At 42.5% G+C, this 26,631-nt stretch carries 28 protein-coding genes, 3 tRNA genes and 2 pseudogenes; 30 read left to right on the top strand and 3 right to left on the bottom strand.

Going from position 1 to position 26,631, the window contains the following annotated elements; all coding sequences use genetic code 11:
• Positions 1 to 14 precede the first annotated feature (14 nt).
• From SCRDD08_RS10355 to SCRDD08_RS10305, 11 genes are all read left to right on the top strand, one after another.
• Positions 15 to 85, top strand: a tRNA-Gly gene (locus tag SCRDD08_RS10355).
• Between the two features lie 35 nt (positions 86 to 120).
• Positions 121 to 194, top strand: a tRNA-Ile gene (locus tag SCRDD08_RS10350).
• An 11-nt stretch (positions 195 to 205) separates the two neighbouring features.
• A tRNA-Ser gene (locus tag SCRDD08_RS10345) sits at positions 206 to 293 on the top strand.
• Positions 294 to 455: 162 nt separating this feature from the next.
• Positions 456 to 1,271 carry a rod shape-determining protein MreC gene (gene mreC, locus SCRDD08_RS10340; protein ID WP_061423587.1) on the top strand — a complete coding sequence of 272 codons (816 nt, stop codon included), beginning with the start codon at positions 456 to 458 and terminating at the stop codon, positions 1,269 to 1,271.
• 1 nt (position 1,272) lies between these two features.
• Positions 1,273 to 1,773, top strand: coding sequence for a rod shape-determining protein MreD (mreD, locus tag SCRDD08_RS10335; RefSeq protein WP_061423586.1), 501 nt, complete (start codon positions 1,273 to 1,275; stop codon positions 1,771 to 1,773).
• Between the two features lie 98 nt (positions 1,774 to 1,871).
• Complete coding sequence (pcsB, locus tag SCRDD08_RS10330; RefSeq protein ID WP_061423585.1) at positions 1,872 to 3,089, top strand: peptidoglycan hydrolase PcsB; 1,218 nt, start codon at positions 1,872 to 1,874, stop codon at positions 3,087 to 3,089.
• Between the two features lie 135 nt (positions 3,090 to 3,224).
• Positions 3,225 to 4,190 (top strand): ribose-phosphate diphosphokinase, encoded by a 966-nt coding sequence (locus tag SCRDD08_RS10325; RefSeq protein ID WP_061423584.1) that lies wholly within the window; start codon positions 3,225 to 3,227, stop codon positions 4,188 to 4,190.
• 124 nt (positions 4,191 to 4,314) lie between these two features.
• Complete coding sequence (locus SCRDD08_RS10320; RefSeq protein ID WP_061423583.1) at positions 4,315 to 5,487, top strand: pyridoxal phosphate-dependent aminotransferase; 1,173 nt, start codon at positions 4,315 to 4,317, stop codon at positions 5,485 to 5,487.
• Positions 5,480 to 6,277: a DNA repair protein RecO gene (gene recO, locus SCRDD08_RS10315; RefSeq protein ID WP_061423582.1), complete on the top strand. Its 798-nt coding sequence runs from the start codon at positions 5,480 to 5,482 to the stop codon at positions 6,275 to 6,277. The genes SCRDD08_RS10320 and recO overlap by 8 nt, the downstream gene beginning before the upstream one ends.
• A complete protein-coding gene (gene plsX / locus SCRDD08_RS10310) occupies positions 6,258 to 7,262 on the top strand; it encodes a phosphate acyltransferase PlsX (protein WP_061423581.1) in 1,005 nt (334 codons plus the stop codon). The genes recO and plsX overlap by 20 nt, the downstream gene beginning before the upstream one ends.
• Positions 7,259 to 7,501, top strand: a complete 243-nt coding sequence (locus SCRDD08_RS10305) for an acyl carrier protein (protein ID WP_005591354.1) — start codon at positions 7,259 to 7,261, stop codon at positions 7,499 to 7,501. The genes plsX and SCRDD08_RS10305 overlap by 4 nt, the downstream gene beginning before the upstream one ends.
• 66 nt (positions 7,502 to 7,567) lie before the next feature.
• Here the strand turns inward: SCRDD08_RS10305 and SCRDD08_RS10300 are convergent, their stop codons facing one another.
• A complete protein-coding gene (locus SCRDD08_RS10300; RefSeq protein ID WP_061423580.1) occupies positions 7,568 to 9,514 on the bottom strand; it encodes a GBS Bsp-like repeat-containing protein in 1,947 nt (648 codons plus the stop codon).
• 375 nt (positions 9,515 to 9,889) lie between these two features.
• On the opposite strand from SCRDD08_RS10300, the gene purD reads away from it, so the two are divergent.
• From purD to purB, 12 genes and pseudogenes are all read left to right on the top strand, one after another.
• The gene (gene purD / locus SCRDD08_RS10295; protein WP_061423579.1) at positions 9,890 to 11,152 is read left to right on the top strand and encodes a phosphoribosylamine--glycine ligase; all 1,263 of its coding nucleotides are present in this window, start codon (positions 9,890 to 9,892) and stop codon (positions 11,150 to 11,152) included.
• A 92-nt stretch (positions 11,153 to 11,244) separates the two neighbouring features.
• The gene (locus tag SCRDD08_RS12145) at positions 11,245 to 11,361 is read left to right on the top strand and encodes a phosphoribosylaminoimidazole carboxylase (RefSeq protein ID WP_081104308.1); all 117 of its coding nucleotides are present in this window, start codon (positions 11,245 to 11,247) and stop codon (positions 11,359 to 11,361) included.
• Between the two features lie 27 nt (positions 11,362 to 11,388).
• Positions 11,389 to 11,880, top strand: coding sequence for a 5-(carboxyamino)imidazole ribonucleotide mutase (gene purE / locus SCRDD08_RS10290; RefSeq protein WP_061423578.1), 492 nt, complete (start codon positions 11,389 to 11,391; stop codon positions 11,878 to 11,880).
• Positions 11,867 to 12,958, top strand: coding sequence for a 5-(carboxyamino)imidazole ribonucleotide synthase (gene purK, locus SCRDD08_RS10285; RefSeq protein ID WP_061423577.1), 1,092 nt, complete (start codon positions 11,867 to 11,869; stop codon positions 12,956 to 12,958). The genes purE and purK overlap by 14 nt, the downstream gene beginning before the upstream one ends.
• Before the next feature lies 1 nt (position 12,959).
• On the top strand, positions 12,960 to 13,223 hold the full coding sequence (locus SCRDD08_RS10280; RefSeq protein WP_002931759.1) for a hypothetical protein: 264 nt from the start codon (positions 12,960 to 12,962) through the stop codon (positions 13,221 to 13,223).
• A gap of 20 nt (positions 13,224 to 13,243) precedes the next feature.
• On the top strand, positions 13,244 to 13,471 hold the full coding sequence (locus SCRDD08_RS10275; protein ID WP_061423576.1) for a hypothetical protein: 228 nt from the start codon (positions 13,244 to 13,246) through the stop codon (positions 13,469 to 13,471).
• A gap of 2 nt (positions 13,472 to 13,473) precedes the next feature.
• A complete protein-coding gene (locus SCRDD08_RS10270) occupies positions 13,474 to 14,166 on the top strand; it encodes an aspartate/glutamate racemase family protein (protein WP_061423575.1) in 693 nt (230 codons plus the stop codon).
• Between the two features lie 2 nt (positions 14,167 to 14,168).
• Positions 14,169 to 14,264 (top strand): annotated as a pseudogene (locus SCRDD08_RS10265) (phosphoribosylaminoimidazole carboxylase); the annotation flags it as partial.
• Position 14,265: 1 nt separating this feature from the next.
• Positions 14,266 to 14,523 (top strand): hypothetical protein, encoded by a 258-nt coding sequence (locus SCRDD08_RS10260; protein ID WP_155719813.1) that lies wholly within the window; start codon positions 14,266 to 14,268, stop codon positions 14,521 to 14,523.
• Between the two features lie 87 nt (positions 14,524 to 14,610).
• Positions 14,611 to 15,241: pseudogene (locus SCRDD08_RS10255) on the top strand (hypothetical protein); the annotation flags it as partial.
• A gap of 86 nt (positions 15,242 to 15,327) precedes the next feature.
• Positions 15,328 to 16,230, top strand: a complete 903-nt coding sequence (locus tag SCRDD08_RS10250) for an HNH endonuclease (RefSeq protein WP_061423572.1) — start codon at positions 15,328 to 15,330, stop codon at positions 16,228 to 16,230.
• Positions 16,231 to 16,392: 162 nt separating this feature from the next.
• A complete protein-coding gene (gene purB, locus SCRDD08_RS10245) occupies positions 16,393 to 17,688 on the top strand; it encodes an adenylosuccinate lyase (protein WP_061423571.1) in 1,296 nt (431 codons plus the stop codon).
• Between the two features lie 559 nt (positions 17,689 to 18,247).
• On the opposite strand, the gene SCRDD08_RS10240 is transcribed toward purB, so the two are convergent.
• On the bottom strand, positions 18,248 to 18,964 hold the full coding sequence (locus tag SCRDD08_RS10240; protein ID WP_005591344.1) for a GntR family transcriptional regulator: 717 nt from the start codon (positions 18,962 to 18,964) through the stop codon (positions 18,248 to 18,250).
• A gap of 140 nt (positions 18,965 to 19,104) precedes the next feature.
• Between SCRDD08_RS10240 and SCRDD08_RS10235 the strand changes: the two genes are divergently transcribed.
• From SCRDD08_RS10235 to SCRDD08_RS10205, 7 genes are all read left to right on the top strand, one after another.
• Positions 19,105 to 20,892, top strand: coding sequence for a glycoside hydrolase family 35 protein (locus tag SCRDD08_RS10235; RefSeq protein WP_061423570.1), 1,788 nt, complete (start codon positions 19,105 to 19,107; stop codon positions 20,890 to 20,892).
• Entirely contained in the window at positions 20,889 to 21,365 is a 477-nt protein-coding gene (locus SCRDD08_RS10230; RefSeq protein ID WP_045498334.1) for a PTS sugar transporter subunit IIB, read from the top strand. The genes SCRDD08_RS10235 and SCRDD08_RS10230 overlap by 4 nt, the downstream gene beginning before the upstream one ends.
• A 26-nt stretch (positions 21,366 to 21,391) precedes the next feature.
• Positions 21,392 to 22,306, top strand: coding sequence for a PTS mannose/fructose/sorbose/N-acetylgalactosamine transporter subunit IIC (locus SCRDD08_RS10225; protein WP_045498332.1), 915 nt, complete (start codon positions 21,392 to 21,394; stop codon positions 22,304 to 22,306).
• Entirely contained in the window at positions 22,293 to 23,111 is an 819-nt protein-coding gene (locus SCRDD08_RS10220; RefSeq protein WP_045498330.1) for a PTS system mannose/fructose/sorbose family transporter subunit IID, read from the top strand. Before SCRDD08_RS10225 ends, SCRDD08_RS10220 begins: the two co-directional genes overlap by 14 nt.
• Positions 23,112 to 23,122: 11 nt before the next feature.
• A complete protein-coding gene (locus tag SCRDD08_RS10215; protein ID WP_015604195.1) occupies positions 23,123 to 23,527 on the top strand; it encodes a PTS sugar transporter subunit IIA in 405 nt (134 codons plus the stop codon).
• Positions 23,528 to 23,635: 108 nt separating this feature from the next.
• The gene (locus tag SCRDD08_RS10210) at positions 23,636 to 24,793 is read left to right on the top strand and encodes an SIS domain-containing protein (protein WP_061423569.1); all 1,158 of its coding nucleotides are present in this window, start codon (positions 23,636 to 23,638) and stop codon (positions 24,791 to 24,793) included.
• A 309-nt stretch (positions 24,794 to 25,102) separates the two neighbouring features.
• A complete protein-coding gene (locus SCRDD08_RS10205) occupies positions 25,103 to 26,140 on the top strand; it encodes an aldose epimerase family protein (RefSeq protein WP_061423568.1) in 1,038 nt (345 codons plus the stop codon).
• Between the two features lie 99 nt (positions 26,141 to 26,239).
• Here SCRDD08_RS10205 and SCRDD08_RS10200 read toward each other — a convergent pair whose 3' ends face one another.
• On the bottom strand, positions 26,240 to 26,503 hold the full coding sequence (locus SCRDD08_RS10200) for a YiaA/YiaB family inner membrane protein (protein ID WP_179856134.1): 264 nt from the start codon (positions 26,501 to 26,503) through the stop codon (positions 26,240 to 26,242).
• Between the last annotated feature and the right edge of the window lie 128 nt (positions 26,504 to 26,631).

Below are 26,631 nucleotides of genomic sequence, written 5' to 3'. Positions count from 1 at the left end.
CCATTATCTAAGATGCGGGTGTAGTTTAGTGGTAAAACTACAGCCTTCCAAGCTGTTGTCGCGAGTTCGATTCTCGTCACCCGCTTTGAACAGAAGTTCATACCAAGTTTTTTATAACTTGGGCGCGTAGCTCAGGTGGTTAGAGCGCACGCCTGATAAGCGTGAGGTCGGTGGTTCGAGTCCACTCGTGCCCATTAAGTATATTGGAGAATTACTCAAGAGGCTGAAGAGGACGGTTTGCTAAATCGTTAGGTCGGGTAACTGGCGCGGGGGTTCGAATCCCCCATTCTCCGTAAATAAGGGAGTTTAGCATTTGCTATCTCCTTTTCTTGTTTTATAACGTTTTTATTTTGTAGAATTGTTTTTTATTGTTTATTTGAACTCGGTTTGTTGACTTGTTATAGTTTGTTCTGGATTTATATAAGTATAGGGATTTATTGGTTGCGGAGATTGGAATGAATAAATTAAAGATGTCTAAATTTTTGATTTCTATTTTGCTACTGGGAATTGTTATGATAAGCTTGATGCTTTCCCCTTTTTCACCATGGATTGTTTCTGTGACTGGTGATTTTTTGTCCAGTGTTGATCGGGTTGTAGCCATTCCTTTTAATTATCTTGCTAAGGAAAAGAAAAAGGTTGTTCAGTTAATAGAGACCTATCAAGAAAATGAGACCCTAAAAGGAACAATTTACAATCTTGAAGAGAAGGCAAATATTTCTGATGCCTTAAAATTGGAGAATGAACAGTTGCGTTCCCTATTAGAATTACGAAATAATGATCAAAGTGCTGTCAAGATTGCTGCAGAAGTTATTTCTCGCTCTCCATCTACTTGGAAGAATGAATTAACTCTTGATAAGGGGCAGTCTAGCGATGTGACAACCTCTATGCTGGCTATTTCTAATGGTGGTTTGATCGGAGCGGTTACTAGTGTTTCTGATTCTTCCAGTGTCGTTAGTCTACTGACAAATGAAAAGAATGATAGTTCTATTGCAATTAAAATTAAGACAAAAACTGGTTTTGCCTATGGCATCATTGTTGGTTTTGACACTGAAAAGTCAGCTTTTATCGTCAGCCAATTAAATACGGTTGATGGAATTGAAGAAGGGGCAACTGTGACGACAAGTGGTCTCGGCTCTTATAATGCTGAGAATGTCTTGGTTGGTCAAGTTTTATCAATGTCAGCTGGCAAGGACCAATTAAACAAGGAGGTTTTGGTGAAGCCTGCTGCGGATTTGTCTGATATTCAAGCGGTTCTGTTAGTGAGAGATTAGTATGAAAATTTTAAGAGGAACTTTTTTTACAACTTTGTTTTTATTTCTGATCTTCTTCATTGATGGTCAATTATCAAGAAGTCTTGTAGATCTTTTTGCTGAGAAGTGGCATCCGGCAAGTCATATTTTATTGTTCTTTACGGTTTTCTTATTTTTAAACTTTTCAAAGGAATATATTTTTTTCCTCTTCTTTACCCTAGGCCTTTTTTACGATGTTTATTATCTACATGTGATTGGGCTTTTCACCTTTATCTTGCCTCTACTGACAGTTGCCATCTATCATTTTCTTTCTGTATTTTTGCTAAATCGTTGGACCCGCGTTTTGGCCATTATTACGATTGTTTTCTTTTTTGAAATGATCAGCTTTGTTTCTGCATCATTCTTGCACCTAGCAAGCTTTACATTCCCTGATTTTATTATCTATGCTTTGGTGCCGACTTTAGTATTTAATACCTTTCTTTTCCTATTGTTACAGCCTTTGTTTGAAAAAGTCTATTTATGATGATTTAGAAATAGAAATGTAACGAATGCGTAATATATAGCCAGAATTTTTTTGATATACTATATAATGTCTTAGTAAGAAGGAGTGTTAATATTTTTATGAAGAAAAAGCTACTTACATCCGTTTTATTGAGTGCGGTGATCCTTTCTCAAGGTGCTGCGCTAGTAAATGTTAAGGCTGATAGTACAGATGATAAAATTGCAGCTCAAAATAGTAAAATTGATAGTTTAACAAATCAACAAAAAGCGGCACAAGCACAAGTTGATGAAATTCAAAAACAAGTTTCAGCTATTCAAAAGCAACAAGAAGTGCTTCAAGCAGAAAATGAAAAATTGAATGCTGAATCTGCGAAACTTACTGCTGAAATTGAAGAGTTATCAAAGAATATTGTTGCTCGTAATGAGTCTCTTGCAAACCAAGCGCGTAGTGCTCAAACCAGTGGTACAGCAACAAGCTATATCAACACAATCATCAACTCTGCTTCGATCACTGAAGCTATCTCTCGTGTAGCAGCGATGAGCGAAATCGTTTCAGCTAACAACAAAATGCTGGAACAACAAAAAGAAGATAAAGAAGAAATTGCTGAAAAACAAGTTGCTAACAATGAAGCTATCAATACAGTCATTGCAAACCAACAAAAACTTGCAGACGATGCTCAAACGTTGACAACTAAGCAGGCTGAACTCAAGGTTGCTCAACTGAACCTTGCAGCTGAAAAAGCAACTGCTGAAAATGAGAAAAATAGTCTCTTAGAGCAAAAAGCAGCAGCTGAAAAAGCGGCAGCTGAGGCAGCAGCGGCAGAAACAGCATATAAGAACCAGCAACAAGCGCAACAACAAGCGATCCTTGCTTCAGGAAATACAAGCTTCGCAGCACAAGTTCAGGCTGTAAATAATACAGGTGGAACTCCTGCAGCAGAAGCAGCAGTTGCTACATCAGGAGCAGCTCAACCATCAGCAGTTGTTGCAACTCCATCTTATAGCCTTTCAGCATCAACTTATCCTGTAGGTCAATGTACTTGGGGTGCTAAGACTTTGGCACCATGGGCTGGCGACTACTGGGGTAATGGTGGCCAATGGGCAGCTAGTGCAGCAGCAGCAGGCTTCCGTACAGGATCACAACCACAAGTTGGAGCAATCGCATGTTGGAACGACGGTGGCTACGGACACGTTGCAGTTGTAACAGCAGTTCAATCTGCTAACAATATTCAAGTATCAGAAGCAAATTATGCTGGTAACCAATCAATTGGTAATTACCGTGGATGGTTTGACCCAACAAATGCACAAGGATACGTAACATACATCTATCCGAACTAATGAGATATGAAGGAGAACGACTTTTCGTTCTCCCTTTTATTTTTTATTGAAAAATTGCTGGAAAAGCGTTACAATGGTAGGTAGGACAAATGCAATTGGTTACAATAAAAGACGATTTAGAATCTGGAGGGAATCATGTCTTTTTCTGATTTAAAGCTCTTTGCTCTTTCTTCTAATCAAGAATTAGCGCAGCGTGTTGCAAAGGAGATTGGGATGCCGCTTGGGAAATCAACGGTTCGTCAATTTTCTGACGGGGAAATTCAAGTAAACATCGAAGAATCGATCCGTGGTAAGCACGTTTTTATCTTGCAGTCGACTAGCTCACCTGTCAATGACAATCTAATGGAGATTTTGATCATGGTAGATGCCTTGAAGCGGGCTAGTGCGGAGTCTATCAACGTAGTAATGCCTTACTATGGCTATGCTAGACAGGACCGAAAAGCTCGTGCTCGTGAGCCGATTACATCTAAATTAGTGGCTAATCTAATGGAGATTGCTGGGGTAGATCGCCTATTGACCATTGATTTACATGCTGCTCAGATTCAAGGTTTCTTTGACATTCCTGTCGACCATTTGATGGGAGCGCCTTTGATTGCTGATTATTTTGAGCGACGGGGCATGGTTGGCAGCGACTATGTGGTTGTCAGCCCGGACCACGGTGGTGTCAGTCGCGCTCGTAAGTTGGCGGAATTTCTCAAGACTTCGATTGCGATTATCGACAAACGTCGCAGCGTTGACAAGATGAATACCAGTGAAGTCATGAATATCATTGGTAAGGTAGAAGGTAAAACCTGTATTCTGATAGATGATATGATTGATACGGCGGGGACTATTTGTCATGCGGCAGACGCTTTGGCAGAGTCCGGTGCTGTGGAAGTCTATGCGAGCTGTACTCACCCAGTCTTGTCAGGACCAGCTATGGAAAATATCCAGAAATCCGCTATTAAAAAGCTAGTGGTTTTAGATACCATCTACCTTTCAGAGGACAAATTAATTGATAAGATTGAGCAGATTTCTATCGCTCATCTCTTGGCAGAGGCCATCGTTCGGATCCATGAAAAACGTCCGCTTTCGCCCCTTTTTGAAAGACATAATATATAAGGATTGTGGAGTATTAGAGATTTAGCAACTTGCTAAATCTCTTTCTTATTCCTATTTGTAATAAAATTTTGCTGTAGTACTGCATTTATAGTATAATAGTTCTATTAGATTATCGGAGGCGGCTATGGGTTTGACTAAGAAGTTTAATAAGAATTTAGATAAAATTGAAGTGTCTCTGATTCGTCAGTTTGACCAGTCTATTTCTACGATTCCAGGTGTTCTGCGGCTGACCTTGGGGGAGCCAGACTTTCCGACACCGGATCATATCAAGGAGGCGGCCAAGGCAGCCATTGATGCCAATCAGAGCCACTATACAGGAATGAGTGGGCTTTTGGAGCTGCGGCAGGCTGCGGCTGACTTTGTCAAGGAGAAGTACAATCTGAACTATCGTCCAGAAGATGAAGTCTTAGTCACTATTGGGGCAACTGAGGCCCTGTCTGCGACTCTGACGGCTATTCTGGAAGAGGGAGACAAGGTCTTGCTGCCAGCGCCGGCTTATCCAGGCTATGAGCCGATTGTGAATTTGGTTGGGGCGGAGATTATCAAGATTGATACGACAGAAAACGACTTCGTTTTGACTCCTGAAATGCTGGAGCAGGCTATCTTGGCGCAAGGTGACAAGCTCAAGGCAGTTATTCTCAACTATCCGGCCAATCCGACTGGTGTGACTTATTCGAGGGCGCAGATGGAGGCTTTGGCAGCTGTATTGAGCAAGTATGAAGTTTTTGTCGTTTGCGATGAGGTTTATTCTGAATTGACTTATACGGAGCAGGGGCACGTTTCTCTAGCAGAATATTTGCCTGAGCAGACCATCGTCATCAATGGCTTATCCAAGTCTCATGCTATGACGGGCTGGCGACTAGGTTTTATCTTTGCTCCTGCTGCTTTTACGGCTCAATTGATCAAGAGCCATCAGTATCTGGTGACAGCAGCCAATACCATGGCTCAATATGCAGCTATTGAGGCTTTGACAGCTGGTAAGGACGATGCTCAACCGATGAAAGAAGAATACATCCAGCGGCGGGATTACATTATCGAACAGATGACGGAGCTGGGTTATCAGATTATCAAGCCAGACGGTGCTTTCTATATTTTTGCCAAGATTCCAGCAGGCTACAACCAAGATTCTTTTGCCTTTTTGCAGGATTTTGCTGAGAAGAAGGCTGTGGCCTTTATCCCAGGGGCGGCCTTCGGCCAGTACGGAGAGGGCTATATCCGTCTGTCTTATGCAGCTAGTATGGAAACCATCAAGGAAGCTCTAAAACGGCTCAAGGAGTACATGGAAGCCCATGCTTAGACCGTTAACGAGCAAGAGTTTGATTCTCTATAATCGGAATTTCCGGGAAGATGATAAGCTGGTCAAGATCTTTACGGAACAGGCTGGCAAGCGAATGTTTTTCGTGAAACATGCTGGAAAGTCTAAGCTGGCACCAGTCATCCAGCCTCTGACGGCAGCAGAACTCTTGATGAAAATCAATGACGATGGACTCAGTTATATCGAAGATTACCAAGCTGTGGAAAGCTACGGGCAAATCAAGGGTGATCTCTTTGTCATGGCTTATGCCAGCTATGTGGCGGCTCTAGCAGATGCTAGTATTCAGGACAATCAGCCAGATCCAGCCCTCTTTGCTTTTTTGCAAAAGACACTGGACTTGATGAATCAAGGGCTGGATTATGAGGTTTTGACAAATATTTTTGAAATTCAGATTTTATCTCGCTTTGGCGTTTCGCTGAATTTCCATGACTGTGTTTTTTGTCATCGGACAGGTCTGCCTTTTGATTTTTCCTTTCAATATGGCGGGGTACTCTGCCCAGAGCATTATCACAAAGATGCTCATCGCAGTCATCTTAATCCCAATATTCCTTTTTTGCTCAATCAGTTTCAGGCGGTTCGGTTTAGTGAGCTGGAGACGATTTCGCTCAAACTGGAAATCAAGCGACAGATCAGGGACTTTATAGATCACCTTTATGATGAATACGTGGGCATTCATCTCAAATCAAAGAAATTTATCGACTCTCTGGGCGACTGGGGTAGTATTTTACAAGACAAACATGAGGAAGAACAGCATGAAAAAAATAGCTATTGATGCCATGGGCGGAGACAATGCCCCTCAGGCTTTAGTCGAAGGTGCCAATCAGGCTCTGAGAGACTTCTCGGATATTGAGCTTGTTCTCTATGGGGATGAGGCCAAGATTAAACCTCTATTGACAGCGACAGAGCGCGTCAGCATCGTTCATACGGATGAAAAGATTGACTCGGATGATGAGCCGACCAAGGCTATTCGCAAGAAGAAGCAGGCTAGCATGGTTTTGGCAGCCAAGGCAGTCAAGGATGGAGAAGCAGATGCGGTTCTGTCTGCTGGTAATACGGGAGCGCTTTTAGCGGCAGGCTTCTTTATCGTAGGACGGATCAAAAATATTGACCGACCGGGTCTTTTATCCACTTTACCGACTGTGGATGGTCGAGGTTTTGATATGCTGGATCTGGGGGCAAATGCTGAAAATACCCCTCACCATCTGCATCAATATGCTATCCTAGGTTCTTTTTATGCGGAAAATGTTCGTGGCATTAAGCGGCCACGGGTTGGTTTGCTTAATAATGGCACTGAGGCCAGCAAGGGAGATCCTCTGCGCAAGGAAACCTATGCACTGTTGTCGGAGGATGACAAGCTGAACTTCATCGGCAATGTGGAGGCGCGTGATCTTATGGATGGAGTGGCAGATGTTGTCGTAGTGGATGGTTTTACGGGCAATGCTGTGCTCAAATCTATCGAAGGAACGGCCATTAGTATTCTAGGTCAGCTCAAAAAGGCTGTGCTAGGCGGCGGCCTCAAGGATAAGCTAGGAGCTTTGTTGCTCAAAGACAGCCTACAGGAAATGCGCAAGAGTCTAGATTATTCCAGTGCTGGTGGGGCCGTTCTCTTTGGTCTTAAGGCGCCAGTGGTCAAGACACACGGTTCAAGTGATGCTAAGGCCGTATATAGCACCATTCGTCAGATCCGAACCATGCTGGAGACAGATGTTGTCGGAAAATCTGTGGTGGAATTTTCAAAAGAGGTGGATACAGAATGAATCAAGAACAAATTTTTCAAAAAGTAACAGAAATTATCCAAGAACGTCAAGGAAAGGACTTTGTTGTCCAGCCAACTTTGGGCTTAAAAGATGATTTAGGCGCTGATTCTGTTGACTTAATGGAATTCATCCTGACATTAGAGGATGAGTTTGCGATTGAAATTTCAGATGAGGATGTTGATCGTTTTGAAAATGTCGCAGATATTGTTGCCTATTTGGAAAAGAAACTAGCGAAGTAAGAAATTGGCTCCGATTTGAACAGATGAAAAACCTTGGTTGATAAAACCAAGGTTTTTTTAGTAAATTTATTTTGGATAAATATAGCTGACAGCTCCTTGACCAGCGGCGTAGGGATTGAACCAGCCGCGGAAGTTGCCAATGTACTGTTTGCCTGCATAGTTGGATTCTTTGATTTGGATGCGGGTGTTGGATTCGACGTGGGTGACAACACCAACATGCCCATAGCCGCCATCGGTCCAGCAGATGATGGCTCCGACTTGTGGGGTGCTTCCTGTTCGGAAACCAGCTGCGCGTGCGCTAGCTGCCCATTGACCACCGTTGCCCCAGTAAGGACCAGCCCAAGGAGCCAGTACTTTTGCTCCCCAAGTACATTGACCATGAGGATAAGAGGATGCTCCTGCATAATCAGGTGTGTAGAGGGTTGGCTCAGGCGTGGTTGGTTTATCAACCTGATAGCTGGTGCCTGTAAGTCCAGTCATCTGTCCATTGAGATTACGGTAAACATGTGTATGGAAGAGTCCGTTTCCAGCATGCTGTTGTGTATTGATGGTAAATTTATACAAGCCATTGCCCACTTTGTTAGCAGTGTACCATTTGATGTCATCTTGTCCGTTGACCTCTGACCAAGTTGGTAGAGAAATGGTTCCTGGTCCGAAAGCATCGGAAACTGTCACTTCGTAATTGTAGGTAGAAATTTTATTGACAGAAACCTTAGCTTTGATATTTTCAGCAGAGAGGGTGACGCTGTCTGTCGCATAGCTATGCTCGCTTCCATCTTTGTACTTAACGTAGATATGATTGGTGTAGCTTCCAGATAAGGCTTGGTGGTTGCGGATATTGAATTGTGCAGTAAAAGTCCCATCTCCATTGTTGCTTGCGTCATACCACTTGATATTGCTTTGATTCTGGGTACTCCAAATAGGGACGCGGACGGATTGAATCGCCTTGGATGCGGCAGTTTCAGTGACTTTTACAGTGTAGGTTCCCTCTTCCTGATTGATATTTTCAACAGAGAAAAGCGGTTTTTGCTCTTCTGGGGAAGGCAGCTTTCCGACATCTATCGTAGCAGTTGTTCCTGCTAATCCTGTAAATTCAGGCTTGACATAGCTTTCACCGTAGAGATGGATATGGTAGGTTCCTGTATCGTAATTGTGTTTCTTCAGTTCTACTCTTACTCTGTAACTGCCATCAGAATTTTTACTTGCCTCGTACCATTGCAAATCATCCTGACCTTTGTTTTCAGACCAAGTTGGCACTGTAACTTTGTACATGGTGTCAGGAAGATTTTTGATAAGTATTTCCATAATGCCAGGTTCAGGGAAGCTTGTCTGAATGGTCGGATTAGGTTTTTCAAGTTGGAAAGTGGTGCCCGATTGGTAAATCATTTTGCCATTTTTATTTTCATAAGTATCTACGAAATATTTTCCATAACCTTTGTGATTAGAAAGTGTAAATTCGGTGATATCTTGTCCGGCATTATACCATTTTAAGTCATCTTGTCCATTTTCATCAGACCAGACCGCATGTAAAATGCGAGAGTTTATCTGGTCTTTGTTACGCTTAAAGTGAATTTGGCCAGTTTGTCCGACAATATTAGTAGAGACCTTAACCGCAGGTTTATTAACAGTAAAGGTCGTACCATTCAAGCCAATCATTTTCCCGTTGATATTAATGTAAGTATGAACATGGAAGGTGCCATAGCCAGCGTGCTGCCGAAGGTCAATGGCTGTGCTGGATGTCTGAGGCGTAGTGTACCATTTCAAATCATCCTGCCCATTTTCGTCGGACCAGACTGCGTGGGAAATGGTATAGGGAACCTGAGCCTTGGAGCGGGCGTAATGAATCTGCGCCGTATCTCCAGTGACATTGACGGTCACATTGCTGGCGCGATCAGTGGGGCCTAGGACTTTGTTTCCAGCTTCAGTCGATGCAACAGCTTGAGCCGTGGAATGACTGGCAAATAGCCCAAGAACTGCTCCGGATAATAAAAACAGCTTCTGATATTTTTTCATAAATCTCCTTTGAATAAGTAATTTGGATGATTCCATTTAGATTATTCGGGAAAAAATATAAAAAAAGAAAATTTTAAAAGATGATGATAGTTGAATTTCTAATTTATTTTAGTTTTATGAAATCTTTGATATTTGAAATAAAAGTAATGAAATAGTCAAAATATCAAAAATAATATAGGTAGATTTTATTTGTCAGAGATGGATATTCCTAACAAAAGTAGATTATTTATCTTCTTTTCCTTCTTATCATGGAATAAAGCGAACGATTGTGATATAATTTAGATAAATAATTCGTAAAAAATGTAGTGATTTTTACGTGATGTGTTAGCTTGGTGCGAAAGCACCTGTGATGATGGACGTTGAGGTATCTTAGCTATGAAGCTTTTAGTTGTTGGTTCGGGTGGTCGTGAGCATGCGATTGCCAAGAAGTTGTTGGAGTCTCGAGATGTGGAGCAGGTTTTTGTCGCTCCTGGAAATGATGGCATGACCTTGGATGGGTTGGATTTAGTAAACATTGGAATTTCCGAACATTCTAAACTAATTGAATTTGCCAAGGAGAATGATGTTGCTTGGTCTTTTATCGGCCCAGATGATGCCCTTGCTGCTGGAATCGTGGATGATTTTAACCAAGCTGGGCTCAAGGCTTTCGGCCCATCTCGTTTAGCAGCGGAGCTGGAGTGGTCCAAGGATTTTGCCAAGGAAATCATGGTTAAATACGGCGTTCCGACAGCAGCCTACGGCACATTTTCCGACTTTGAGGAGGCTAAAGCCTATATCGAGGAGAAAGGCGCTCCTATCGTCGTCAAGGCGGACGGCTTGGCGCTTGGGAAAGGCGTCGTCGTAGCGGAGACAGTCGAGCAAGCGGTCGAAGCAGCCCACGAGATGCTTTTGGATAATAAATTTGGCGACAGTGGTGCGCGTGTGGTTATCGAAGAGTTCCTAGACGGTGAGGAGTTCTCCCTCTTTACCTTTGTCAATGGTGACAAGTTCTACATTATGCCGACCGCTCAGGATCACAAGCGTGCCTACGATGGTGACAAGGGTCCTAATACTGGTGGGATGGGTGCCTATGCGCCAGTCCCTCACTTGTCACAGAGTGTGGTTGACACAGCGGTTGACACTATTGTCAAGCCAGTCCTTGAGGGCATGATCCAGGAAGGTCGCCCGTATCTTGGTGTTCTTTATGCAGGGCTTATCTTGACAGCAGACGGGCCGAAGGTCATCGAGTTCAACACTCGATTTGGAGATCCTGAAACACAGATTATCTTGCCTCGTTTGACATCTGACTTTGCGCAAAATATCACTGATATTTTGGAAGGTAAAGAGCCAGCTATCACTTGGACGGACAAGGGTGTGACTCTGGGTGTGGTTGTCGCGTCAAATGGCTACCCGCTAGATTATAAAAAGGGCGTTGAGCTGTCAGCCAAAACCGATGGCGATATCATCACCTACTATGCAGGGGCTAAGTTTGCGGAAAATAGCAGAGCACTGCTATCAAACGGCGGCCGTGTCTATATGCTAGTCACCACAGCCAACACTGTCACAGAAGCCCAAGATACCATCTACCAAGAACTATCCCAACAAAAAACAGAAGGCCTCTTCTACCGAACAGATATTGGAAGCAAGGCGATTAGATAAAGATGTAAGAAAAAGCGACGTAGTCGCAAATACGATAATGGTCGTTTGATTTGCGAGCGTTAGCGAGCTAATATAGAACAATCACCGCCGTTGTGAAAGAACGATTGGATGATAAGCTAATCGTTCAGGGAAATCGGAAGACCCTGGGCTTCCGATTTAGGCATGAGACCCCTTTGGTGGCTGCTGTCGTCCCTCACAACCTAAGGTGATTGTTGAAAGGAAAGAAAAGAAAAATCATGACTAAACCAATTATTTCCATCATCATGGGATCCAAATCCGACTGGGCTACCATGCAAAAAACTGCCGAAGTCTTAGACCGCTTCGGTGTAGCCTACGAAAAGAAAGTCGTCTCTGCCCACCGTACACCTGATCTTATGTTCAGACATGCCGAAGAAGCCCGTAGCCGTGGTATCAAAGTCATTATCGCAGGTGCTGGTGGTGCAGCCCATTTGCCAGGAATGGTAGCAGCTAAAACCACTCTGCCTGTTATCGGCGTACCTGTCAAATCACGCGCTCTCAGCGGATTGGACTCGCTTTATTCGATTGTGCAGATGCCAGGCGGTGTGCCAGTGGCAACTATGGCAATCGGTGAAGCGGGTGCAGCCAACGCTGCCCTGACTGCCCTTCGGATCTTGGCCATTGAAGACCAAGACCTAGCAGCAGCGCTAGCGGATTTTGCTGAAGAACAAGGAAAAATCGCAGAGGAGTCTAGCAATGAGCTCATCTAAAACAATCGGAATCATCGGTGGCGGTCAGTTGGGACAGATGATGGCTATTTCTGCTATCTACATGGGGCACAAGGTCATTGCGCTGGATCCTGCGGCGGATTGTCCAGCCTCTCGTGTGGCTGAGGTCATTGTGGCGCCTTATAATGACGTGGACGCCCTGCGTCAGCTGGCTGAGCGCTGTGATGTCCTGACCTATGAGTTTGAAAATGTCGATGCTGACGGCTTGGATGCTGTCAGCAAGGAAGGTCAGCTCCCTCAAGGAACGGACCTGCTCCGCATTTCTCAAAATCGGATCTTTGAAAAGGACTTTCTCGCAAACAAGGCCCAAGTCACCGTGGCACCCTACAAGGTCGTGACTTCCAGCCAAGACTTGGCAGATATCGACCTATCGAAAAATTATGTCCTCAAAACGGCGACTGGTGGCTACGATGGACATGGGCAAAAGGTCATTCGCTCGGCAGCAGACTTGGAAGAAGCCTATGCGCTAGCCGATTCAGCAGCTTGTGTCTTGGAAGAGTTTGTTAACTTTGATCTTGAAATTTCTGTCATCGTATCTGGAAATGGCAAGGATGTGACGATTTTCCCAGTTCAGGAAAATATCCACCGTAACAATATCCTGTCTAAGACCATTGTGCCAGCTCGCATTTCAGAAAGTCTGGCTGACAAGGCCAAAGCCATGGCGGTGCGAATCGCAGAACAGCTCAATTTGTCTGGAACACTTTGCGTGGAAATGTTTGCGACATCTGATGATATCATTGTCAATGAGATTGCCCCACGGCCACACAACTCTGGGCACTACTCTATCGAAGCCTGCGACTTTTCTCAGTTTGACACCCATATTCTGGGCGTTCTGGGAGCACCATTACCAGCTATCAAATTGCATGCGCCAGCTGTTATGCTCAATGTCCTCGGCCAACACGTCGAGGCTGCTGAGAAATATGTCGCAGAAAATCCAAGCGCCCACCTCCACCTGTATGGTAAAATAGAAGCGAAGCACAACCGCAAGATGGGACATGTGACTTTGTTTAGTGATGTGCCGGATAGTGTGGTTGAGTTTGGTGAGGGGATTGATTTTTGAAATGACAGAAGAATTTGATGAATTGCTAGATGATGAAATAACGACCGTAACACTGACTTATACGGACGATTTGATTGTTCCAGAGATTGCGGATAGAGAGGGGATTCATATTTTAGAGAGAGCTGGCAATCAGCTAGTCTTAGAATATTCTTGTTCCGTGAAGGAAGTTAAGGATTATCTGAGTAGTTACGGCCTGCCTAGACATCCTGAGAGAATTTCATTTGAATTTTCTATACATGAAGACTCAGAAAATGATAATCTTTAAAGCTAAATGGAGACCAGTTTATGATTCAAATTATTGTCAACGCTTTTGTGGAAGAAGGCAAAGAAACTGCTGTTGTGGAAGTGCTCTTTGCCAGTGCCGACCATGAAAAAGTAAAAGCCAAATATCAGGAATTAAAGATTCAATATCCAGACAATTATCTGGCTATTTATGATTTGCCATTGGATACAGATCTAAGTAGCTTGCCACACTATCCGTCGGTGGCTATAAGCAAGGAGGAGCTTAATTAGCTATGAAAACTATTGGTCTGATTGGCGGTATGAGTTGGGAAAGTACCACATCTTACTACCAAATTATTAACGAAACCATCAAAAAAGAGCTGGGTGGCTTGCATTCGGCTAAGATTCTGCTTTACAGTGTTGATTTTGCAGAGATTGAGCATTATCAGGCAGTCGGGGACTGGGAGAAAAGCGGTCAACTTTTGGCAGATGTTGCTCAGCGCCTGGAGCAAGCAGGTGCGGATTTCATCGTTATTTGTACCAACACCATGCACAAGGTTGCTCCGCAGATACAAGAAAAGATTACGATTCCAATCTTGCATATTGCGCAAGCAACTGCGCAGGCCTTGTTGGCTGACGGTATTCAAAAAGTCGGTCTCCTAGGAACCAAGTACACCATGACTCAAGATTTTTACAAGGAGCAATTAATAGAGTCTGGGTTAGAAGTGCTGATTCCAGACCAAGCTGGTATTACAGAGGTCAATCGGATCATTTATGACGAACTCTGTCTAGGGGATATCAAAGAAAGCTCAAAGCAGATTTATCTTACCATTATAGATGATTTGAAAAAAGCTGGCGCAGAATCTGTTATCTTGGGTTGTACCGAGATAGGTCTCCTTGTCAAGCAATCCGACACTGACCTGCCTCTCTACGACACAACAGTGATTCATGCAGAGAAAGCAGCAGAGTGGGCAGTAAATAAATGATTATAGAAGACAAGCACAACCGCAAAATGGGGCATGTGACTTTGTTTAGTGATGAGCCGGATAGCGTGGTTGAGTTTGGGGAAGGGATTGATTTTTAAAATGGTAGAAGAATTCGATGATGTATTTGAAGATGATATTACTACTCTAACATTTACTTATGCGGATGATGTAGTCATTCCAGAAATTCCGGATGCAGAAGGGATTCATATTGTAGAGATAACAAATAATCAGCTAGTTATAGAGCATACGCGCGATGATGATGAGGTCTATGATTATATAAAGAGTTTTGGATTAACGAGCCGTCCTATAAAACTTTCGATTGAATTTTTTGCTTACGAAGATCCTGAGGAAGAATAGTATTTAAATTGAATGGGGAGAATTTATGATTCAACTCTTTGTCAATACTTTTGTAAAAAAAGATAATCAGTTAGAAAATTTGTCTCACATCGCTACGATAGTTGGAGTTCTATTAGCCATTATTATTGCGATCGGGGGAGTTATTAAATATTTTAGTGAGAAAAAAGATAAGAAGTATGAACGATATATAGAGGAAAAAAGAAATAAAGGAGAGAAGTTAACAGAAACCTACAATGAGCTACTTAAGATTATTGATTTATTTCCTAATAAAACGCCCTATGATGTTATGACTAACCTACCGTTTTCCCCAGTATTTAACCGAGAAGATTTTGATACGGTAAATAGAATTTTGGAAATTCAGATTAAGGAAGATTATCAAAAACGATTAGAGCGAGAAGGTCTTACTTATCAAGATGAAGAAGATATCAAAACAGAAATTCGGAATAGAGAATACTATATCAAAGAAATAGAAAAAATCAAAATTCAGTATTTTTTAGCTAAGAAAGGATATGAACAATTTAGAAGAAACGATAAAATTATTGAACTGTATGCCAGTCAAGACGTAAAAAATTGCTTAGTCAAGTTTGATGTTACTTGGCACAACGCTTTTATTGCAGGTAGATTTTTAGAATATAACGATGGTAGAAATAATAAATTGGATGATATTCGTTGGGAACTTGAAAGGGTAATCAGAGAAGATTTGGGTGTTATGAAATAAAAAATGGTTTATTTGATATTGCTCATTTTATCGTTTGTATGTAATATATAATTTCATAAGTCATAAAAGAGATTTGGGAAACAGAGATGAATGAAAAAAATCAAAAATGTATAATATGTGCGATTGAAAAATCGGGAAAAGACTTTAATACAGAACATATAATTCTTGAGAGTTTAGGTGGAAAAAGATTTTCGGAGAATACGCTTAACGATGTATGTGTGGGGTGTAATTCAAAATTAGGAATGCATGTTGATTCGAGATTTGTAAACAGTCCATTACTAGAGTTTATTCGTAATAGGAAAGGTATTAAAGGAAGGAACGGAGTCCCTGGTTTAGAAAAATTAGATATTCCCTTTTGGATTCCAGAAATTATAGGAAATCTGGTGACTGATAGCAATACAGGAGATATAACTGGCTTCAGAGCAAAATATGGAAAAAGCGAAAATTTTATTTTTGCTCCTAAAAATGTTAATTTAGGATATTTTAAAAATCATGTAAAATCTTGCAGTGATGAAGAGATAAAAACTAGAATTATTGATTTTGATAACGTCCCGCTTTTTCCACGAATTGATAATATTAGTCTTCCTCATGAGGCAGTAGAAGAGTACTTAAAGTATGCATTCTTTCCTTTATCTTTGAAAATATCATTTGAATATGCATATAAATATCTAGGAGAGCCATGGTTAAACCAAAGGATTTCAAAAGATATACAGAAAGTTCTATTTCAATTATGTCAAGGAAATACACTAATCAAAGTCCCTACAGATACCAATTTATATATGGGGAATAATCTTTCAAATGAAATAATGGTTGAGTTTGAAGGAGAGGATGATAAAATTTATGTGAGGATTGATATTTTTGGTATTTTTAATTCTAAAATGTTAATAGGTTATGAAAATTCACTAACAAATCTGGGAAGTGAGTATCCAAAGTTGAAGATTGATGTAAGTAGTTCTAACACAAAGGATTTTGAGGTTATATATCTATAAAAATTAGAAAGTATTCATAAGAGTTAACTATAGAATAAAATGAAAATGCTGAAGCATTTGAATACAGACAAACAAAAGCTATTGAAGATAAACAACTATAATAAGATATCCCTCAGTTGCTTATCTGATGTGAAACATCAAAAGAAAGGAAAATAAAACAACATGATCAACCGTTACTCTCGCCCCGAAATGGCGAACATTTGGACTGAGGAAAATAAGTACAAGGCTTGGCTGGAGGTTGAGATTCTAGCTGATGAGGCCTGGGCTGAGCTGGGTGAAATTCCCAAGGAAGATGTGGCCTTGATTCGTGAAAAGGCAGGCTTTGACATCGACCGCATCTTGGAGATTGAGCAGGAGACGCGCCATGATGTGGTGGCCTTTACTCGGGCGGTTTCTGAGACGCTGGGCGAGGAGCGCAAGTGGGTGCACTATGGCCTGACCTCGACTGATGTGGTGGATACGGCCTACGGCTACCTCTACAAGCAGGCCAATGATATCATCCGTGAGGATCTGCGTCGCTTCACCGACATCATTGCTGATAAGGCTAAGGAGCACAAGTTCACCATCATGATGGGTCGTACCCACGGGGTACACGCGGAGCCGACGACTTTCGGTCTTAAGCTCGCGACTTGGTACAGCGAAATGAAGCGCAACATTGAGCGTTTCGAGATTGCGGCTGCGGGTGTGGAAGCCGGGAAAATCTCTGGTGCGGTTGGGAACTTTGCCAACATTCCGCCATTCGTGGAAAGCTATGTCTGTGAGAAATTAGGCATCCGTCCGCAGGAGATTTCGACTCAAGTTCTGCCACGTGACCTCCACGCCGAATACTTCTCAGCCTTAGCCTTGATTGCGACATCTATCGAGCGCATGGCGACCGAGATTCGCGGTCTGCAAAAGTCTGAGCAGCGCGAAGTGGAAGAGTTCTTTGCTAAAGGTCAAAAAGGCTCTTCAGCAATGCCTCACAAACGCAACCCTATCGGTTCTGAAAACATGACTGGTCTGGCGCGTGTCATTCGTGGCCACATGGTGACAGCCTTTGAGAATGTCTCTCTCTGGCATGAGCGCGACATTTCCCACTCATCAGCTGAGCGGATTATCGCACCGGACACGACCATTCTCATCGATTACATGCTCAACCGCTTCGGTAATATCGTCAAGAACTTGACGGTCTTCCCAGAAAACATGATCCGCAACATGAACTCGACCTTTGGTCTTATCTTCAGCCAGCGGGCTATGTTGACCTTGATTGAAAAAGGCATGACGCGGGAGCAGGCTTATGACTTGGTTCAGCCAAAGACCGCCCAGTCTTGGGATAATCAAGTAGACTTCAAGCCTCTGCTCGAAGCGGACCCAGAGGTTACATCACGCCTCACTCAAGAGGAAATCGACGAAATCTTCAATCCAACTTATTACACCAAGCGCGTGGATGAAATCTTCAAGCGCGTGGGGCTGGATTAAACATAAAAAGATGAGGCTGGGACAAAAGTCCGACATCAAATATAAAAAGCGAACAAAACTAGTTTTCTGGTAATCAGAATTCTGCTTTGTTCGCTTTTTGCATTTAATTATAGATTTGAAAGGCTTAATAATTAAGATTTTTAAAAATTGAAGTCTTTTTGTCCCAAACTCCTCAATTGTCTTTGGATTGTCGAGCAAGACGCAGTGGTTGAGTGTGCTCTACTACGCTGATTTCATCAGCTTTTACAGCCCTACTCAACTGTGCGGAGGTGGGACGACTAAATCGGATTCTAACCAATTACCGATTTCTGTCCCACTCTCATTTTTATTATTCTCGAATGTATTATAAAAGTTTTGTTTTTGTTGGTTTTCAGTCCTAGAATACTAAAAAGATATACGAAATCAAAAAAATCTGTTTATTTTCTGTCATTTTTTGATTTTTATTAAACAAAAATCGCTCAAATATCTTGCAAATTGGTATAGATAGGTTTATAATAAAGGTAGGCTAGTTGGTCAGGAAATGAAAAACGACAGCTCATGAGAACCATCGTTTTTCAGATTAATGATCGCGACTAGAAGAAATAAATTTGATTTTGAAGAAATCGCCACGCTTGTAGGTTTCGCTGTACTCTAGGATTTGTCCAGTATTTTCCAGTTTTGTGATCTTGACTTGATGCACAGTTGGGAAGTTTGGATCAATTTCCAAGGTCTTAGCAATATCTTTTGGCGTTGGAAAGACGATTTCGTTGGTTTCTTCGAAATACTCATCATTCATGTGGATGTGATAATCCGTCTTGAAGCGATTGTAGATCGAGCTGTAGTAGTCCAGATCTGGATAGTTTGGATTGATGTACTGTTCAGGAATGTAGGTTTGGTGATAGATATAGACTTTATCGCCTGTCCTTCTGATACGGTCAATCTTGTAGTAGAACTGGGACGGTGTTAGTTCTAGTTTTTCCAAGATTCTCAATTCATTTCCACGTTCGATGGACAGAACAGTCACCTTATCCTTTTGGATAGGGAAAGTTTCGATATCAGAGAATTCCACACGCTTGTGTTTTCTTGCGCGTGAAACAAACGTTCCCTTTCCTTGCTGACGGATGATGTAGCCATCATTCGCAAGTTCGTTCAAAGCGCGGACAACGGTGATGGAACTGACGTTGAACATCTTGATTAACTCAGCTTCTGTGTAGAATCTATCACCGTTTTCAAAGTTACCAGAAATGATTTGTTGTTTTAAATCATCTTTGATCTGTTGATATTTAGGAATAGCCATTGTGCTCACCTCTCTTTTTTTATCCCTCTCTATATTGATTTTAACATATTTTTTAAAAAAATGTTGACATTTATGTAAAAGTTTATTATATTAATATTAACAAGAAATGAAAGCGTTTTAAATCTAGGAGGAATGAGGAGATGAAGAGATTTGAAATAGGCTCTTCTTTCTACTTGGATGGTCAGGAGTTTAAGATTTTATCAGGAGCGATACACTATTTTCGGATTCAGCCAGAAGACTGGTATCACTCGCTCTATAATCTGAAAGCCCTAGGCTTCAATACAGTTGAGACCTATGTTCCTTGGAACATGCACGAGCCAAAGAAAGGCCAATTTGACTTTCAGGGAATTTTAGATATTGAGAAGTTTCTTCAGATTGCTCAAGATTTAGGATTATATGCCATCGTTCGCCCTTCGCCCTTTATCTGTGCGGAGTGGGAATTTGGCGGCATGCCAGCCTGGCTTTTGACTGAGGATATGAGAATCCGTTCTTCTGATGCTTCCTATCTTCAGGCTGTTGCAGACTACTATGATGAGTTGCTTCCTCGCCTGGTTCCAAGGCTCTTGGACAAGGGTGGGAATATCCTCATGATGCAAGTGGAAAATGAATATGGCTCTTACGGGGAGGATAAAGACTACCTGAGAGCGATTCGGCAGATGATGTTGGACCGAGGCCTTGATTGCCCGCTCTTTACATCGGATGGTCCTTGGCGGGCGACGCTGAGAGCCGGCACGCTGATTGAGGAAGATTTATTTGTTACAGGAAATTTCGGCTCCAAGGCAGATTATAATTTTGCCCAGATGCAGGAATTCTTTGATGATCATGGCAAAAAATGGCCGCTCATGTGTATGGAGTTTTGGGATGGTTGGTTCAATCGTTGGAAAGAGCCAATTATCAAAAGGGATCCTGAGGAACTGGCTCAAGCTGTCCATGAGGTTCTGAAACAAGGCTCTATCAACCTCTATATGTTTCACGGCGGCACCAATTTTGGCTTCATGAATGGCTGCTCGGCCAGAGGTGTGACGGATTTACCACAGGTGACTTCGTATGATTACGATGCCCTGCTCGATGAACAGGGAAATCCAACTCCGAAATATTTTGCAGTGCAAAAAATGATGGAGACCTACTATCCTGAGTACCCACAAATGAAACCGCTCACAAAAGAATCTTTTGAACTGAGAGACATTGCTCTAAGTGAGAAGGTGAGTTTGTTTGAAACATTAGCTGATTTGGCTCAGCCAGTAGAGAGTCTCTATCCTGTCAAAATGGAGGATTTGGGACAGAGCTATGGCTACTTGCTTTACCGTACCGAAGCCGGCTGGGATGCGGATGAGGAAAAAATTCGGGTGATTGACGGGCGCGACCGAATGCAGCTCTTTGTGGATGGTAAGCTTATGGCAACCCAGTATCAAGTAGAGATTGGTCAAGATATCTTTGTTGCTGGAGAAAAGAAAGCCACCCACCGTATTGACGTCCTGATGGAAAACATGGGGCGGGTCAACTACGGGCATAAATTCTTGGCAGATACCCAGCGAAAAGGGATTCGGACGGGCGTTTGCAAGGATTTGCACTTCTTGCTGAATTGGCAACAGTATCCACTTTCTTTTGAAAACACAGAAAACATCGATTTTTCAAAAGGATGGCAGCCAGAAGAACCAGCTTTCTACGCTTTTGATTTTAAAATGAAAGCGCTTAAAGATGCTTATTTAGACTTGTCCGGTTTTGGAAAGGGCCTTGCCTTTGTAAATGGCGTCAACATTGGTCGTTTCTGGAATGTCGGACCAACCTTATCGCTCTATATTCCGCATAGCCTTCTGAAAGAAGGACATAACCGTATCATCATTTTTGAAACGGAAGGGGAATATGAAGAATCAATTAACTTAGTTAACCAACCTACATTTAAAACAATAAAGGGGGAAAATTTATGACAATCGTAGGTGCACGTATCGATGGACGTTTGATCCATGGACAGGTAGCCAATCTCTGGACTACCAAGCTCAACATTTCACGCATTATGGTGATTGACGATGAGGTAGCTGAAAATGCTATCGAAAAGAGCGGACTCAAGTTGGCAACGCCGCCAGGAGTGAAGCTCAGCATTTTGCCAATCGCTAAAGCAGCAGAAAACATCTTGGCTGGTAAGTATGACTCACAACGACTCTTTATCGTCGCTCGTAAACCAGACCGTTTCCTTCGTTTGGTAGAAGCTGGTGTTCCACTGGAAACACTGAACGTCGGCAATATGTCTCAGTCAGACGAAACTCGCCCCATCACTCGCTCTATCAATGTGGTTGATGCGGATGTGGAAGCTTTCCACAAGCTGCATGAAAAAGGAGTGAAGCTGACAGCTCAGATGGTTCCAAATGATCCGGTTGCGGATTTTATGAATTTGTTAAAATAAGGAAAAATTTTTAGGAGGTCATTGTCATGATACAATGGTGGCAAATTTTACTACTCACTCTGTACTCAGCTTATCAAATCTGTGATGAGTTGACGATCGTTTCTTCAGCAGGTTCACCTGTATTTGCTGGATTTATCACAGGTCTCATCATGGGAGATTTACCTACAGGTTTATTGATTGGTGCCAACCTTCAATTGGTGGTACTCGGTGTTGGTACCTTCGGTGGTGCTTCTCGTATTGATGCTACTTCTGGTGCGGTTCTTGCGACTGCCTTCTCAGTAGCTCAAGGTCTTGATCCAGAGCTTGCTATTGCTACAATCGCTGTGCCGGTAGCAACTTTGTTGACATATTTTGATATCCTTGGTCGTATGACGACAACTTACTTCGCTCACCGTGTAGATGCTGCGATTGAACGCTTTGACTACAAAGGCATCGAACGCAACTATCTCCTTGGTGCGATTCCTTGGGCTCTTTCTCGTGCCCTCCCAGTCTTCTTTGCCCTTGCCTTTGGTGGAGCTTTTGTAGAAACTGTTGTTACAGGTCTCGGTAATGTACAATGGTTGGCAAACGGTCTGAAACTTGCAGGTCAAATGCTTCCAGGTCTTGGATTTGCAATCTTGCTTCGTTATCTTCCAGTTAAACGCAACCTTCACTATTTGGCACTTGGATTTGGCTTGACAGCTATGTTGACAGTGCTTTACAGTAATGTTCAAAGCCTTGGTGCTGCAGTGTCTAGCATTGTTGGTTCTGAAGTGTTCTCTAAACTTCCAAAAGAACAAGCTATTACTTTTGTTAACAACTTCAAGAGTGTATCTATGATTGGTATCGCCATCATTGGTGTCTTCCTTGCAGTACAACACTTCAAAAACAGCCAACGTACAGTCGTAGCTGCTCCAGTAACTGAATCAGAAAGCGGGGAAATTGAAGATGACGAATTCTAATTACAAACTAACAAAAGAAGATTTTAAACAGATTAACAAACGTAGCTTGTTTACCTTCCAATTGGGTTGGAACTATGAGCGTATGCAGGCTTCTGGTTACCTTTACATGATTTTGCCACAATTGCGCAAAATGTATGGAGACGGTACACCTGAACTGAAAGAAATGATGAAATTGCATACGCAATTCTTCAATACTTCACCATTCTTCCACACCATTATCACTGGTTTTGACCTTGCTTTGGAAGAAAAAGATGGTGTGAAATCAAAAGATGCGGTCAATGGTATCAAGACAGGTCTCATGGGGCCATTCGCTCCTCTTGGAGACTCAATCTTTGGATCATTGGTACCAGCTATTATGGGTTCAATCGCAGCAACTTTGGCTGTTGCGGGAAACCCAGCCGGTATCTTCCTATGGATCGCTGTTGCGGTTGCTTATGACATTTTCCGTTGGAAACAATTGGAATTTGCCTATAAAGAAGGGGTTAACCTCGTCAACAATATGCAAAGTACTTTGACAGCTTTGATTGATGCTGCATCTGTACTTGGTGTCTTCATGGTTGGTGCCTTGATTGCCAGCATGATTGGTGTTGAAGTTTCTTGGGCTCCACACATCGGGGACAAAGCAATTGAAATTCAAGATATGCTCAACCTCATCTTCCCACGTTTGGTACCAGCCATCATCACAGGTGTAATCTTCTGGTTGCTTGGACGTAAGGGTATGAACTCTACAAAAGCTATCTTGCTCATCATTCTTGCAGCGATTGCGTTCTCAGCGTTTGGCCACTTCTTCTTTGGAATGGCATAATGGTGTAAATTATGAGCAAACAATTAATTTTGATTAGTCATGGTCGCTTTTGTGAAGAACTGAAAACAACCACTGAGATGATTATGGGACCTCAAGCGGATATCCATGCCGTTGCCTTGTTGCCAGAGGAGGGACCAGATGATTTCACAGCTAAGTTTTTAGATACAGTCAAGGATTTTGATGACTATATTGTCTTTGCAGATCTTTTGGGAGGCACACCATGTAATGTAGTCAGCCGCCTTATTTTAGAAGGTAAGGATATTGACTTGTACGCCGGTATGAATCTGCCGATGGTGATTGAGTTTCTCAATGCTTCTCTGACAGGAGCTGATGTTGACTATCCGAAAAATGCAGTCGAAAATATCGTTAAAGTCAATGATATTTTAGCAGGCTTATCAGATGATGAGGATGAGTAGGACTGTTTTGTAAGGAAAAAAGAAATGAAGGGGAGTGGGGAATTTTCCCATTCCCTCTTTTAAAGGCAAATAACTAATATATCATTGTTTATTTTTGAAAGGACTACCATGCTAGATTATTCAAAAGAGAAACTGGTTGAATTAGGCGCGGAAATCACCACGCGTGAAATCTACCAACAGCCAGATGTTTGGCAGACAGCTTTTAATCATTACAAGGATCAAGCTGACCAAGTTACTGCTTTTCTAAAAGGTATTGAAGAAAAGCATGATTATATAAAAGTTATCTTTACAGGTGCGGGAACTTCGGCTTATGTAGGGGACACACTGCTGCCATATTTCAGAAAGCTTTATGATGAGCGCAAATGGAATTTTAATTCGGTTGCGACGACTGATATTGTGGCAAGTCCTAAGGTACATCTGCACAAGGATATTCCAACGGTTCTCGTTTCTTTTGCCCGCAGTGGCAATTCGCCAGAAAGTGTTGCGACAGTGGACTTGGCCAAGCAGTTGGTTGATGAGCTTTATCAAGTGACTATCACCTGCGCTGCAGAGGGGAAATTGGCTCAGCAGGCTCATGGCGATGAGCGGAATCTCCTCTTATTGCAACCAGCTCCATCAAATGATGCTGGCTTTGCCATGACTTCTAGCTTCACCTCTATGATGTTGACAGCTCTTCTTGTTTTTGACCCAGCAGATTTGGCTCAAAAAGAAGCAAGAGTAGCTGAGTTGATTGCCTTGAGTCAAAAGGTTTTGGCCGATGTAGCTGACGTTCAGGCTTTGACAGAATTAGACTTTAACCGGGTCATTTATCTTGGAGCAGGGCCATTCTTTGGCCTGGCGCACGAAGCTCAGCTGAAAATTTTGGAGTTGACCGCTGGGAAGGTTGCGACCATGTATGAAAGCCCAGTTGGCTTCCGTCATGGACCAAAATCTCTGATTAACGAAGAGACGCTTGTGCTGGTATTTGGCTCAAGGGATGCATACACCAAACGCTACGATTTGGATTTGGTGCGTGAAGTGGCAGGAGATCAGATTGCTCGCAAGGTGGTCTTCTTTACAGAGCGCAGAGAAGACTTGGAAAATGTTGAGCAAGTGGTTCTTGAAAGTGATATCTTGGAAGATAGCTATCGAGCCTTTCCTTATATCGTCTATGCTCAGCTCTTCTCTCTCTTGACTTCTTTGAAAGTGAAAAATCGACCAGATACACCGTCTCCGACAGGTACGGTCAATCGGGTCGTTCAGGGAGTTATCATCCACCCTTTCTAGCAGTAGGAAGCTAAATATGGGAAAGTCAAACATTAGTCATGGGAAAGCTAGTTATTAAAAAGACTTTCAGATGAAAAGGATGTGTTCCATCCTTGTCCCTTGACTAAGTCAAGAAAGAGAGTGGGACAGAAATCGGTAATTCGTTAGAATTCGATTTCGTCGTCTCACCTCCGCACAGTTGAGTAGGGCTGTAAAAGCTGATGAAATCAGCGTAGTAGAGCCCACTCAACCACTGCGTCTTGCTCGACAATCCAAAGACAATTGAGAGGCTAGGACTTTTGTCCCAGACTCGAGACAGAGGGAGATTGTATGAAATCTTATCAAGAATCTATTTTTGGTACTTTTAAAGGACAGGATGTCTTAGCCTACACCTTTGAAAATAAGCTAGGCTATCGCTTCAAGGTCATGAACTATGGCGCAACGATTTTAGAATATCGGACGCCGGATAAAAATGGTGATTTTGCCAATATTATTCTAGGCTTTGAGAGTTTTGAGGATTATGTTGGCAATAGCCCCAAGCATGGTGCCAGCGTGGGACCGGTTGCGGGACGGATTGAGAAGGCTAGCTTTGAACTAAATGGGCAGTCCTATCAGCTAGAAGTTAATAATGGCCAGAATTGCAATCACAGTGGCTCTACTGGCTGGGACGGTGTGATTTTCCAGACAGAGGAAGTCACAAACGAGGGCGTCACATTTTACACAGAGCGCCCAGATGGGACGGGTGGTTTTCCTGGAAATTTAAAAATCTGGATTTCCTATTACTTATCGGAAAAAGGGGAGATTGAGGTTTCCTATCAAGTCCAGACAGACCAGGATAGTCTGGTTAATCCAACCAACCACAGCTATTTCAATCTATCAGGTGATTTCAGTCAGCCGATTGATCAGCATGTCCTCCAGCTGCATACCAAAGGGGTGTATCCGATTGCTCCAGACGGCGTGCCAGTAAAAGAAGTGGATGCAGATCGTGGCTTTGTCAAATGCCTACAAACAGGTCTGGTACTGAAAGAAATTTTTACTGACCAAGACGAGCAAATTCAGATCGTGTCAGGGCTGGATCATCCCTTTGCTCTAGATAAAGAGCAGAAAGAGGCAGGATATCTTTATGATCCGGCGTCTGGTCGCTATCTGACTTTCCGTACGGATGCTCCTTGTGTCGTGACTTATTCGGCTAATTTTGTCGATGAGTCAGTCATCATCAATGGACAGCCAATGATTCAGCATAATGGTATAGCGCTGGAAGCACAAGCCTTGCCTGATGCGATTCATAGTGACTTGAAAGATCAGGTCATTCTCAAGGCAGGAAGCCTCTTCACCAGCACCACCGTTTATTTTGCAGGTGTGAAATAAATACTAAATTTGCTTCATTTGAAGTGTATCTCACATGGCGATAGTAGCCTCAGATACAAGAAAACGGCAGAATCCCCCTCTGCCGTTTTTACTATTATTTTATTGGTTATCTAAGTCTTGTGGTTGGAAAAATTGATTGTAACGCTCTTCGTCTTCTTGGTTATCACGGATAACTTTAGCAAGAGTGAATGAAGAAGAAATCAGTCCGACAGAACCCATGAGATAGTATCCTTTAACCATCAAAGGCTCCTTCAAAGTATAGAGGCCAACGAGAACAAGAGTTACAAAGAAGGCGAATGAGCCCCAAGCCATAAACATAAAGGCTGGTGTATTCCGATAAGTTTTCTTTTTAAGGTTGTTCATATCTAAAATCTCCTTTACGATTTTTTTCATTGTATCATGAGTTTTTGAGACAGTCAATGAAATAGCGGCTATTTTAATCAGACTGAACAATTCATATTAGTTTGTATCATCTTACTAAGATATCTAAA

The sequence above is a fragment of the Streptococcus cristatus genome, from assembly GCF_001578775.1.
In the GTDB taxonomy this organism is placed as follows: Bacteria; Bacillota; Bacilli; order Lactobacillales; family Streptococcaceae; genus Streptococcus; species Streptococcus cristatus_A.
This window is presented reverse-complemented; position numbering and strand designations above follow the sequence as displayed.